This is a genomic window from Pseudomonas sp. R5(2019) (genome assembly GCF_009905435.1).
In the GTDB taxonomy this organism is placed as follows: Bacteria; Pseudomonadota; Gammaproteobacteria; order Pseudomonadales; family Pseudomonadaceae; genus Aquipseudomonas.
On record NZ_JAAAMT010000020.1, the window covers coordinates 79,615 to 92,534 of the forward strand.

The following is a 12,920-nucleotide window of genomic DNA, read 5'->3' on the forward strand; positions in this document are numbered from 1 at the left end:
CGGTTCAGTCGCTGCACTTTGACTGTACAAGCGCTTTCTTTGGCCACTTGCCGATTCACGCCCCTAACCGAGGGTGACCAAGCATGCAAGAAAGCGTGATGCAGCGCATGTGGAACAGCGCCCACCTGTCAGGTGGTAACGCTGCCTATGTGGAAGAGCTCTATGAGCTCTACCTGCACGACCCTAACGCTGTGCCAGAAGAGTGGCGCACTTACTTCCAGAAGTTGCCCGCCGAAGGCAGCACTGCTACCGATGTATCGCACTCTACAATCCGCGACCATTTCGTACTGCTGGCAAAGAACCAGCGCCGCGCCCAACCGGTATCTGTCGGCAGCGTGAGCAGCGAACACGAGAAGAAGCAGGTTGAAGTATTGCGACTGATCCAGGCCTACCGTATGCGCGGCCATCAAGCCGCTCAACTCGACCCTCTGGGGTTGTGGAAGCGCCCTGCGCCAGTAGACCTGTCGATCAATCATTACGGCTTGACCAATGCCGATCTTGATACGACCTTCCGTGCCGGCGACCTGGTTATCGGCAAGGAGGAAGCGAGCCTACGCGAAATTCTCGAAGCTTTGCAGCAGACATATTGCCGCACCATCGGCTCCGAGTTTACCCACATCACCGATTCCGAGCAGCGCAGCTGGTTCCAGCAGCGTCTGGAAAGCGTGCGTGGGCGTCCGGTGTACTCCGCTGAAATCAAGAACCACGTGCTCGAGCGCGTCACCGCTGCCGAAGGCCTTGAAAAGTACCTGGGTACCAAATACCCGGGCACCAAGCGTTTCGGTCTGGAAGGTGGCGAAAGCCTGATCCCGATGCTCGACGAGATGATCCAGCGTTCCGGCTCCTACGGTACCAAGGAAGTCGTGATCGGCATGGCCCACCGTGGCCGTCTGAACGTTCTGGTCAACACCTTCGGCAAGAACCCGCGCGAGCTGTTCGACGAGTTCGAAGGCAAGAAGAAGGTCGAGCTCGGTTCCGGTGACGTGAAATACCACCAGGGCTTCTCGTCCAACGTGATGACCGCAGGCGGTGAAGTTCACCTGGCCATGGCGTTCAACCCGTCCCACCTGGAAATCGTATCGCCTGTGGTCGAAGGTTCGGTGCGTGCCCGTCAGGACCGTCGCAACGACACGGTCGGTGACAAGGTACTGCCGATCTCCCTGCACGGTGACGCGGCGTTCGCAGGTCAGGGTGTGGTGCTGGAAACCTTCCAGATGTCCCAGACCCGCGGTTTCAAGACCGGCGGCACGGTGCACATCGTCATCAACAACCAGGTCGGTTTCACCATCAGCAACCCGCGTGACTCGCGCTCCACCGAGTACGCGACCGACGTTGCCAAGATGATTCAGGCGCCGATCCTGCACGTTAACGGTGATGATCCGGAAGCCGTGCTGTTCGTGACCCAGCTCGCCGTTGACTACCGCATGCAGTTCAAGCGTGACGTGGTCATCGACCTGGTCTGCTACCGTCGTCGCGGCCACAACGAGGCCGACGAGCCAAGCGGCACCCAGCCACTGATGTATCAGCAGATCGCCAAACAGCGCACCACCCGTGAGCTGTATGCCGAGAGCCTGGTCAAGAGCGGCATGCAGGACGTGGCCAGTGTTCAGGCCAAGGTCGACGAGTACCGCAACGCGCTGGACAACGGTCTGCACGTGGTGAAAAGCCTGGTCAAGGAACCGAACAAAGAGTTGTTCGTGGACTGGCGTCCGTACCTGGGCCATGCGTGGACTGCGCGTCACGACACTCGCTTCGATCTGAAAACCCTGCAGGAACTGTCTGCCAAGCTGCTGGAAATTCCAGAAGGCTTCGTGGTTCAGCGCCAGGTTTCGAAGATCTACGAAGACCGTCAGAAGATGCAAGCCGGCGGCCTGCCGATCAACTGGGGTTACGCCGAAACCATGGCGTACGCGACCCTGGCGTTCGAAGGTCACCCTGTGCGCATGACCGGCCAGGACATCGGCCGCGGCACCTTCTCGCACCGTCACGCGGTCCTGCACAACCAGAAGGACGCGAGCACTTACGTGCCGCTGCAGAACCTCTACGAAGGCCAGCCACGTTTCGACCTGTACGATTCGTTCCTGTCCGAAGAAGCGGTATTGGCCTTCGAATACGGCTACTCCACCACCTCGCCAAACGCGCTGGTGATCTGGGAAGCCCAGTTCGGCGACTTCGCCAACGGTGCACAGGTTGTAATCGACCAGTTCATCACCAGCGGCGAGCACAAGTGGGGCCGTCTGTGCGGTCTGACCATGCTGCTGCCACACGGTTACGAAGGGCAGGGGCCGGAGCACTCCTCGGCACGCCTTGAGCGCTACCTGCAGCTGTGCGCCGAGCACAACATCCAGGTCTGCGTACCGACCACCCCGGCACAGATCTACCATCTGTTGCGCCGTCAGGTGATCCGTCCGCTGCGCAAACCGCTGGTTGTATTGACGCCCAAGTCGCTGTTGCGCCACAAGCTGGCCGTCTCGACCCTGGAAGATCTGGCCGAAGGTTCGTTCCAGACCATCATCCCGGAAATCGACACGCTGGATGCGGCCAAGGTCACTCGCCTGATCCTGTGCAGCGGCAAGGTCTACTACGACCTGCTGGAAAAACGCCGTGCCGAAGGCCGCGAAGACATCGCCATCGTGCGTATCGAGCAGCTTTATCCGTTCCCGGAAGACGACCTGATGGAGGCCATCGCGCCTTACACCAACCTCACCAACGTGGTGTGGTGTCAGGAAGAACCGATGAACCAGGGTGCCTGGTATAGCAGTCAGCATCACCTGCGTCGCAGCATCGGTAACCACAACAAGGCCCTGGGCCTGGAATACGCCGGCCGCGAAGCTTCTGCCGCGCCTGCCTGTGGTTACGCGTCGATGCACGCCGAGCAGCAGGAACAACTGCTGCAAGATGCCTTCACTGTTTAACGCCTTCGTGCATAGAAACCGAATTTAAGGAACCACTGATAATGGCTATCGAGATCAAAGCCCCAACTTTCCCGGAATCGGTTGCCGATGGCACCGTTGCCACCTGGCACAAACAACCGGGCGAGGCCGTCAAGCGTGACGAGCTGATCGTCGACATCGAAACCGACAAGGTCGTGCTCGAAGTCCTGGCGACTGCTGACGGCGTACTGGGTGCGATCGTCAAGGGCGAGGGCGAAACTGTCCTGTCCGACGAAATCCTCGGCTCCATCACCGAAGGCGGCGCTGCTGCCGCCCCTGCTGCCGCAGCACCTGCTGCAGTCGCTGCTGCTCCAGCGGCCGCGAACGAAGCTGAAGACGCCATCGGCGCTCCGGCTGCTCGCAAGCTGGCCGAAGAAAACGGCATCAACCTGAACAGCGTCAAAGGCACCGGCAAAGACGGCCGCGTGACCAAGGAAGACGTCGTCGCTGCCATCGTAGCGAAGAAATCCGCTCCGGCTGCCGCGCCTGCCAAGCCTGCTGCCGCTGCCGCGGCCCCCGTCATGGCCGCTGGCGACCGCACCGAGAAGCGTGTGCCGATGACCCGCCTGCGTGCCAAGGTTGCCGAGCGTCTGGTTGAAGCTCAATCGAACATGGCTATGCTGACCACCTTCAACGAAGTCGACATGACCGAAGTCATGGCGCTGCGTTCGAAGTACAAGGACCTGTTCGAGAAGTCGCACAACGGCGTGCGTCTGGGCTTCATGTCGTTCTTCGTCAAGGCCGCTACCGAAGCGCTGAAGCGCTTCCCGGCAGTCAACGCCTCGATCGACGGCAGCGACATCGTTTACCACGGCTACGCCGACGTGGGTGTTGCCGTTTCCAGCGACCGCGGCCTGGTCGTACCGGTTCTGCGTAACGCCGAGCTGATGAGCCTGGCCGAAATCGAAGGCGGCATCGCCACCTTCGGCAAAAAAGCCCGTGACGGCAAGCTGTCCATCGAAGAGATGACTGGCGGCACCTTCACCATCACCAACGGCGGTACCTTCGGTTCGATGATGTCGACTCCGATCGTCAACCCGCCGCAGGCAGCCATCCTGGGCATGCACAACATTCTGCAGCGCCCTATGGCAGTCAACGGTCAAGTTGTCATCCGTCCGATGATGTACTTGGCACTGTCCTACGATCACCGTTTGATCGACGGCAAAGAAGCTGTGACCTTCCTGGTGACCATCAAGAACCTGCTGGAAGATCCGGCTCGTCTGCTGCTGGACATCTGATCACGCTTGCTGTGCCTGCGCTCGCCCTCATGGGTGGGCGCAGACGCATGCCGAAAGATTCAGCTTCGTCCCAAGGCGGCCCCCTCAAGGGGTCGTCCGGTTTGATTCGATAAGGAATGTTTTATGACCCAGAAATTCGACGTGGTAGTGATTGGCGCTGGCCCTGGTGGCTATGTGGCTGCTATTAAGGCTGCCCAACTCGGTCTGTCGACTGCCTGCATCGAGAAATATACCGACGGCGAAGGCAAGCTCGCCCTCGGCGGCACCTGCCTGAACGTAGGTTGCATTCCTTCCAAGGCGCTGCTGGACAGCTCCTGGAAGTACAAGGAAGCCAAAGAGAGCTTCAACGTCCACGGTATCTCGACGGGTGAAGTCAAGATGGACGTCGCCGCGATGGTTGGCCGCAAGGCTGGCATCGTCAAGAACCTGACCAGCGGTGTTGCCACCCTGTTCAAGGCCAACGGCGTTACTTCGATTCAGGGCCACGGCAAGCTGCTGGCTGGCAAGAAAGTCGAAGTCGCCAAGGCTGATGGCACTGTTGAAATCATCGAAGCCGAAAACGTGATCCTGGCTTCCGGTTCGCGTCCGATCGACATTCCACCGGCTCCGGTCGATCAGAACGTCATCGTCGACTCCACCGGCGCGCTGGAATTCCAGACCGTTCCAAAACGCCTGGGCGTCATCGGCGCTGGCGTGATCGGCCTGGAACTGGGTTCGGTCTGGTCGCGCCTGGGTGCTCAGGTGACTGTCCTGGAAGCACTGGACACCTTCCTGATGGCCGCTGACGCTGCCGTCTCCAAGGAAGCTCAGAAGACCCTGACCAAGCAAGGTCTGGACATCAAGCTGGGCGCTCGCGTCACCGGTTCCAAGGTCAATGGCGAAGAAGTCGTTGTGACCTACACCGATGCCAACGGCGAACAGAACATCACTTTCGACAAGCTGATCGTAGCCGTTGGTCGCCGTCCAGTGACCACCGACCTGCTGGCAGCTGACAGCGGTGTGACCATCGACGAGCGCGGTTTCGTGTTTGTTGACGATAACTGCGCGACCAGCGTACCGGGCGTCTACGCCATCGGTGACGTGGTTCGTGGCATGATGCTGGCGCACAAGGCCTCGGAAGAGGGCATCATGGTCGTCGAGCGCATCAAGGGCCACAAGGCCCAGATGAACTACGACCTGATCCCTTCGGTTATCTACACCCACCCGGAAATCGCGTGGGTCGGCAAAACCGAACAAACCTTGAAGGCCGAAGGCGTTGAGGTTAACGTGGGCACCTTCCCGTTCGCCGCCAGCGGCCGCGCCATGGCAGCCAACGATACCGGTGGTTTCGTCAAGGTCATCGCCGATGCCAAGACTGACCGCGTTCTGGGTGTTCACGTGATTGGCCCAAGCGCTGCCGAACTGGTTCAGCAGGGTGCAATCGCAATGGAATTCGGCACCAGCGCTGAAGACCTGGGCATGATGGTTTTCTCCCATCCGACCCTGTCCGAAGCGCTGCATGAAGCTGCACTGGCCGTTAACGGCGGTGCGATTCACATAGCCAACCGTAAAAAGCGTTAAACAATAAGAAACCACGGTGGACGGCCCGTCGTGAGTCTTGCGTGCATGGCTCACCGCGGAAAGTCCGCCGGACTCGATCCTGCGCAGTTCACTGCGCAGGTAAGCGGTCACAGGTGGTGCGGCACCTATAAAAGTGCAGCGCCGAAGCGCAGTACCTAACGAAGACGGTAAAAAGCATGAACCTTCACGAGTATCAGGGTAAGCAGCTGTTCGCTGAATACGGCCTGCCAGTATCCAAGGGTTTCGCAGTCGACACCCCTGAAGCGGCAGCAGAAGCCTGCGAAAAAATCGGTGGCAGTGAGTGGGTTGTAAAAGCCCAGGTCCACGCCGGTGGTCGCGGTAAAGCGGGCGGCGTCAAGCTGGTTCGCAGCAAAGAAGACGCCAAGGCGTTCGCTGCGCAATGGTTGGGCAAGCGTCTGGTGACTTACCAGACTGATGCCAACGGTCAGCCAGTGACCAAGATCCTGGTCGAATCCTGCACCGATATCGCCAAAGAGCTGTATCTGGGCGCAGTTGTCGACCGCTCGAGCCGTCGTATCGTGTTCATGGCCTCCACCGAAGGTGGCGTGGACATCGAGAAAGTCGCTCACGACACTCCTGAAAAAATCATCAAGGCTACTATCGATCCACTGGTTGGCGCTCAGCCATTCCAGGGTCGCGAGTTGGCTTTCCAGCTGGGTCTGGAAGGCAAGCAAGTTGCTCAGTTCGCCAAGATCTTCGTTGGCCTGGCCAAGCTGTTCAAGGAACACGACCTGGCCCTGCTGGAAGTGAACCCGCTGGTGATCAAGGCTGATGGCGATCTGCACTGCCTGGACGCGAAGATCAACATCGACGCCAACGCCATGTACCGTCAGCCCAAGCTGAAAACCTTCCACGACCCGTCCCAGGACGATCCTCGTGAAGCCCACGCTGCCAGCTTCGAGCTGAACTACGTGGCTCTGGAAGGCAACATCGGTTGCATGGTCAACGGTGCTGGCCTGGCCATGGGTACCATGGACATCGTCAACCTGCACGGCGGCAAGCCAGCCAACTTCCTCGACGTAGGTGGCGGCGCAACCAAAGAGCGCGTAACCGAAGCGTTCAAGATCATTCTGTCCGACTCCAACGTCGCGGCCGTTCTGGTCAACATCTTCGGCGGCATCGTTCGTTGCGACATGATTGCCGAAGGCATCATCGGTGCAGTGAAAGAAGTCGGCGTTAAAGTGCCGGTTGTTGTTCGTCTGGAAGGCAACAACGCTGAACTGGGCGCCAAAGTACTGGCAGAAAGCGGTTTGAACATCATCGCGGCAACCAGCCTGACCGACGCTGCTCAACAAGTTGTCAAAGCTGCGGAGGGCAAGTAATGAGCGTCCTGATCAATAAAGACACCAAAGTCATCTGCCAGGGCTTCACCGGCTCGCAGGGTACTTTCCACTCCGAACAAGCCATTGCCTACGGCACCAAAATGGTTGGCGGCGTGACTCCGGGCAAAGGCGGCACCACTCACCTGGGCCTGCCAGTGTTCAACACTGTGAAAGAAGCTGTAGAAGCTACCGGCGCTGACGCTTCGGTTATCTACGTTCCAGCTCCTTTCTGCAAAGACTCGATCCTGGAAGCTGCCTTCGGCGGCATCAAGCTGATCGTCTGCATCACTGAAGGCATTCCTACCCTGGACATGCTGGATGCCAAGGTCAAGTGCGACGAGCTGGGTGTTACCCTGATCGGCCCTAACTGCCCAGGCGTCATCACTCCGGGCGAGTGCAAGATCGGCATCATGCCAGGTCACATTCACTTGCCAGGCAAAGTCGGTATCGTTTCCCGTTCCGGCACCCTGACCTATGAAGCCGTCAAGCAGACCACTGACGCCGGTTTCGGTCAGTCCACCTGCGTCGGTATCGGTGGTGACCCGATCCCGGGCTCCAACTTCATCGACATCCTGAAGCTGTTCCAGGAAGACCCGAAGACCGAAGCGATCGTCATGATTGGTGAGATCGGCGGTTCGGCTGAAGAAGAAGCGGCTGCCTACATCAAGGCACACGTGACCAAGCCAGTTGTTTCCTACATCGCTGGTGTGACTGCCCCTGCGGGCAAGCGCATGGGCCATGCGGGCGCAATCATCTCTGGCGGCAAAGGCACTGCAGACGAGAAATTCGCTGCGCTGCAAGACGCAGGCGTGAAAACCGTGCGTTCGCTGGCAGACATCGGCAAGGCCTTGGCCGAGCTGACCGGTTGGGAAGCCAAGTAAGCCTCGCGCTTAGTTGACGTTCCACCAACAAAGGCCACCTTCGGGTGGCCTTTGTCGTTGTGTACCTTTCATAACATGTTACGTATTTGTGAGTAATTGCTGTCACCCAAGCGACAATCAGGTTCACTCATCGGACACCCCGCCAGGCAGCGGTGCGTTGAAGGTGCAACTTGGTTACACTGTGCGCCATTTTGTGTCGGCTCCCCAAAAGGGCGCGGGCGCGCTTAACGGGTCTGTCCCATCCGGACGGGCTGCATTTCCCTCACCCATAGGGAAGTCCCCCTCTAATTCCGATTCAGTAGTGTGGTATTTCCTTAATGAAAGTGTTGAAAGGCCAGGACATCCTGGCGCTTGGTTTTATGACGTTTGCGTTGTTCGTCGGTGCTGGCAATATCATCTTCCCTCCTATCGTCGGTCTGCAGTCCGGTCCTCATGTCTGGATGGCGGCGCTGGGCTTTCTGATCACCGCAGTCGGCTTGCCGGTGGTCACCGTCGTTGCACTGGCCAAGGTCGGTGGCGGCATGGACGCGCTGAGCAGCCCGATCGGCAAGGTTGCCGGTGGCTTGCTGGCCGCGGCGGCTTACCTGGCGGTGGGCCCGCTGTTCGCTACCCCGCGCACCGCGACGGTGTCCTTCGAAGTGGGTGTCGCGCCGTTGACCGGTGAAAGCCCGTTGGCGCTGTTTATCTACAGCCTGGTGTATTTCATCGTGGTGCTGGCGGTGTCGATGTACCCGGGCCGTCTGCTCGATACGGTCGGTCGCTTCCTGGCCCCGTTGAAGATCATTGCCCTGGCCATGCTCGGCATCGCTGCGTTCGCCTTGCCAGCGGGCAGCATCGGCGAAGCCCAGCCCGCCTATGTGGCTGCTCCGTTCTCCCAAGGCTTTATCAATGGTTACCTGACCATGGATACCCTGGGCGCACTGGTGTTCGGCATTGTCATCGTCAATGCCATCCGCTCCCGTGGCGTCGAGTCGCCGCAACTGATCACCCGCTATGCAATCATTGCCGGCCTGATCGCCGGTGTCGGCCTCGCCCTGGTCTACATCAGCCTGTTCCGCCTGGGTGCCGGCAGCCATGACATCGCGGCGACCGCCACCAACGGCGCGGCGGTGCTGCACGCCTACGTGCAGCACACCTTCGGCTCGCTTGGCAGTGGTTTCCTTGCGGTGCTGATTGCGTTGGCCTGCCTGGTAACGGCGGTCGGCCTGACTTGCGCCTGCGCCGAGTACTTCAGCCAGGTATTGCCGCTCTCCTACAAGACCCTGGTGGTTGCGCTGGCAGGCTTCTCGCTGCTGGTGTCCAACTTGGGCCTGACCAAGCTGATCGCGTTTTCGATTCCGGTCCTGACCGCTATCTACCCGCCGTGCATTGTGCTGGTGGCCTTGAGCTTCTGCAGCAGCTTCTGGCACTCCCAGACCCGAATCATGGCGCCGGTGATGCTGGTTTCGTTTGTATTCGGCGTGATCGATGCACTCAAAGGTGCTGGTTTTGAATTGCCAGGTGTTCTGGCGCACCTGCCGATGAGCGAGCAAGGCCTGGCCTGGTTGGTGCCTTCGGTGATTACCCTGGTCGGTGCCGTGGCGGTTGACCGCTTGCTCGGCAAGCCGAGCGAAGCGCTGGCCTGATTCAATGATGGTGCAAGCGTCGCGGGCCACAAGCCCGGGCGCTTGGGAAAAGCCCTGCAGCTACCGCTGTGGGGCTTTTTGCGTTATGCGGCTGGGGTTTCAAGGTGCGGTTCGCGATTCGCGGTCCATGTCTTCCGGCCACTGGACTTTGGGGGTCAGGCGCAGGGTGAGGTTGTACCAGGGCACGTCGTTGTGATCCTGGGGTGGGTCTGGTGGTGGCAGTGCCTCGGGGCCCTTCTGCATGTAGGTGCAGATGTAGGCCCAGGCATGTTCGTCGGCGCCCATGGTGCTCAGAGGAAATCGGTCGATGACCTTGTTGGATCCGGGCGCAACAATGGAAAGGACAACGCCCATTCTGATGATGACTCCGTGGGGGGTGGCGCTGGTTTGTCTCCAGCGTTCGGCGCGTACTTGCGACCATTCGTAAGCGACTGGCGTTACATACCAACGCTTGAAGGGATTCCACCAACTGTATATGAAGTTGTAGGCGTAGATCTTTTCCCGGGCTCGATTGAAGCGCAGGGGCTCATCGCGAGGAGGTGCAATAGTTAATTTCAGAATCCAAAATGTCATCCAAACACCCAGCAGTATGGTTGCAGGAACCACCCCTAAGGCGAACCCTAAGTGAGTATCGTCCCACGCCCATATGAGCATTATGAAAATGACGACAGAGCTCAGAACTGCAAAGGGCGATAACCATATAAGGAAACCTCGTGCTCGCAAGGAGGGTCTGGACACCTCAAGATAGACTTCATCCATATAATTGGGTGAGTCAAATCCCAACGAAGGCACTACCGTCAGCAGTTCATCGGGCGCCGGTAAATCCTCCCGCCAACCGATACACGGCGGATGAAGTAATGGTCGTGCCATCTTCAGTTACCGTCCTTCTGATTCACGGCTGTTGTGTCCATCTTTTCTTCCTTGACGATAAGGCGGGCATGGCCAGTTTCGTCGCTGCGGTCTGGCCAGCAGCTGACGGTCAGTCCCAAGACTGTTTCCTCAACTTCATGGTGCGGTTCGCGACTCACGGTCCATGTCGTCCGGCCATTGGACTTTGGGTGCCAGGCGCATCGCGAGGTTGTACCAGGGCACGTCGTTGTGGTCCTTCGGCGGTTCAGGAGGTGGCAGTGCCTCGGGGCCTTTTTGCATGTAGGTGCAGATGTAGGCCCAGGCGTGTTCGTCAGCGCCCATGGTGCTCAGGTGGAATCGGTCGATGACCTTGTTTGTTCCGGGAGCGACGATGGATAGCATCACGCCCCATTTGAAGATGACCCCGCCCTGAGCGGTGTAGCCATGCTGTTTCCAGCGCTCGGCGCGGGCTTGAGACCAGTCGTACGCTACCGGCACCACTAGCCAGCGCTCGAAGGGATTCCACCAGCGGTATTTGAAGTGGTAGATGTAGATTTTTTGGCGGATACGATTGAAGCGTATGGGTAAGTCTCGTGGTGGGGATAGGTTGGATTTCAATGAGTGAGCACACGACCAGATACATACTATAAATGTAAAGAGACCTATTCCCAGATATTCATAGTCGTACTCTTCCTCATATGTGGGCAGCAAACTGTATAGAGCCCACACGGCGCCAAGTGCCAGAAATGGTGCGAACCAAAGGATTACCCCGCGCGCTAATGAAAAAGGTCGAGGGAAATCGAGAAACACATCATCCATAAAGTTAGGGGTGTCATACCCCAATGATGGCTCTATTGCAGGCAACTGATCTGGCGCAGGTAAATCCTCCTGCCAACCTATACAGGGCGGATCAAGTAATGGTCGTGCCATCTTCAGTTACCGTCCTTTCGATCGCGGTTAGCAATGTCCATCTTGTCTTCCTTGATGATGAGATGGGCATGGCCGGCTTCATCGCTGCGGTCCGGCCAGAAGCTGACAGTCAATTGCGCGGCGTTGATGTCGTAGAAGGTATCCAGCTCGATCGAGCCGCGAATCAGCAGCGTGCTGGACTCTTCGTCTAGCTCCAGTTGCGGCAGCGTGCTGTCGTGGTCATAGTCGTTTTGCGACGGCAAGGGTGCGGGTTGCAACGACGGCGTGCTGTCGCTGCGGCCGCAGGCAATCACTTGTTCAGCGGTGTGTGGGCGGTAAACGGTGAGCGCCCATTCGTAACGAGATTCACCGGGAACAAAGCCGGGTAGCTGGATGGCGTAGCGAAGGTAAGATGCCCATTGAACGTCGGTACCGACTGAAGCGCCAATGCCGATGGTGCGGTTGCCGCCCAAGGGGCGAATGCGGGTATGGATGCCCACTTCGGCGGTCAGGCCGAGCACGGCGGCGTTGAGGGCAGCGACGGCGGTGTCGTAATGCTCGGCGGTGGTCCATTGCCGGTGCTGTCTCGGCAACCCCCACAGGCTGTGCCGAGCCCAGAGTTCGAGCGCAGTGGACTCCGCCTTCTTTGCCAAAGTAGCGAATGCATAGGCTGTGAGACCTAGAACAATCGCGATTCCAAGCGGCCCCAACAGAGCCGCGTTTAACGTAACTGCACCTGCGACTCCAAAATAAGCAGATAAACCTGAAGCAACTCCGGCAGCCAAATACTTTCGAGATGCAGACGAGTCACCTTGGTGGGCTGCACGATTCGCCGCCAACCCAAACTGTACCCCATCCATAATCCCGGCCACCGCCGCAATCGCGCCGCCGTACTGCATCACCCGGTCCCCCAAGGGTTTAATGAATCCACCCACAGTCGTCGTTATCCCCGGCCGCAACGCCTTCAGCGCCACACCCGCCGCCTCCACGCCCACCCCCATCACCCCCACCGACGACGACCAGACTGCCGCCAGCGCTTCGTCATGACTACTACCCGCCGTCCGCGAAAGGGCCTTCAGGTTATTGCGCAAGCTGTCCTGCACAAACCACAAACTCCCCAACACCAACAGCGTGTTTCCAGCGTTGTCACGCATGCCGCGCAGGGCCTGTGTCGCCATCTGCCGAGCTTCCGCCGCGCCGATGGACATGCTTTGCGTGACTCGCTCGGCGCTGTCCTGCAGGCTCGCCGCGCCGATGTGGATGCTGCGCAAAGCTTCACCCCTGCCGAAATCGCCGCTCGCGCGCAGCTGCGAAAGTCGGGCCAGCAGCGATTCGGTGCTTTCCAGCGTCCAGACGCTGATGTCGATCAGGGTGCGGTTGTTCCGGGCGCTGGCGATGCTCAGGGCGCCGCTGAGGACCATGGCGCGGACCTTGTTGGCCGCCGGTTTGTTGAATCGCTGGTCGATGCTGGCGAGCAGTTCGCCGGTGCGTTGGTGGAGGGTGTCGTTGAGCAGTGTCAGGTACTCGCCGAGCGTCAGCGTCAGCACCACCTGGGTGATGCGCTGACCGCTGTAGCGCAGCA

The 12,920-nt window shown here is 59.2% G+C and carries 8 protein-coding genes and 1 pseudogene; 6 read left to right on the forward strand and 3 right to left on the reverse strand.

Annotation, left to right across the window (positions count from 1 at the left end):
• Positions 1-83 precede the first annotated feature (83 nt).
• From GUY40_RS15110 to brnQ, 6 genes are all read left to right on the forward strand, one after another.
• Positions 84-2,915 carry a 2-oxoglutarate dehydrogenase E1 component gene (locus GUY40_RS15110; RefSeq protein ID WP_166569717.1) on the forward strand — a complete coding sequence of 944 codons (2,832 nt, stop codon included), beginning with the start codon at positions 84-86 and terminating at the stop codon, positions 2,913-2,915.
• A gap of 41 nt (positions 2,916-2,956) precedes the next feature.
• On the forward strand, positions 2,957-4,171 hold the full coding sequence (gene odhB / locus GUY40_RS15115; protein ID WP_166569718.1) for a 2-oxoglutarate dehydrogenase complex dihydrolipoyllysine-residue succinyltransferase: 1,215 nt from the start codon (positions 2,957-2,959) through the stop codon (positions 4,169-4,171).
• Between the two features lie 123 nt (positions 4,172-4,294).
• On the forward strand, positions 4,295-5,731 hold the full coding sequence (gene lpdA / locus GUY40_RS15120) for a dihydrolipoyl dehydrogenase (RefSeq protein ID WP_166569719.1): 1,437 nt from the start codon (positions 4,295-4,297) through the stop codon (positions 5,729-5,731).
• Positions 5,732-5,907: 176 nt separating this feature from the next.
• A complete protein-coding gene (gene sucC / locus GUY40_RS15125; RefSeq protein ID WP_166569720.1) occupies positions 5,908-7,074 on the forward strand; it encodes an ADP-forming succinate--CoA ligase subunit beta in 1,167 nt (388 codons plus the stop codon).
• Positions 7,074-7,955 carry a succinate--CoA ligase subunit alpha gene (sucD, locus tag GUY40_RS15130; RefSeq protein WP_166569721.1) on the forward strand — a complete coding sequence of 294 codons (882 nt, stop codon included), beginning with the start codon at positions 7,074-7,076 and terminating at the stop codon, positions 7,953-7,955. Before sucC ends, sucD begins: the two co-directional genes overlap by 1 nt.
• A gap of 317 nt (positions 7,956-8,272) precedes the next feature.
• On the forward strand, positions 8,273-9,580 hold the full coding sequence (brnQ, locus tag GUY40_RS15135; protein WP_166569722.1) for a branched-chain amino acid transport system II carrier protein: 1,308 nt from the start codon (positions 8,273-8,275) through the stop codon (positions 9,578-9,580).
• 99 nt (positions 9,581-9,679) lie between these two features.
• Here brnQ and GUY40_RS15140 read toward each other — a convergent pair whose 3' ends face one another.
• From GUY40_RS15140 to GUY40_RS15150, 3 genes and pseudogenes are all read right to left on the reverse strand, one after another.
• A complete protein-coding gene (locus tag GUY40_RS15140) occupies positions 9,680-10,153 on the reverse strand; it encodes a DUF6708 domain-containing protein (RefSeq protein WP_166569723.1) in 474 nt (157 codons plus the stop codon).
• 432 nt (positions 10,154-10,585) lie between these two features.
• A complete protein-coding gene (locus GUY40_RS28345; RefSeq protein WP_256675766.1) occupies positions 10,586-11,359 on the reverse strand; it encodes a DUF6708 domain-containing protein in 774 nt (257 codons plus the stop codon).
• Positions 11,360-11,361: 2 nt separating this feature from the next.
• Positions 11,362-12,920: pseudogene (locus GUY40_RS15150) on the reverse strand (hypothetical protein); the annotation flags it as partial.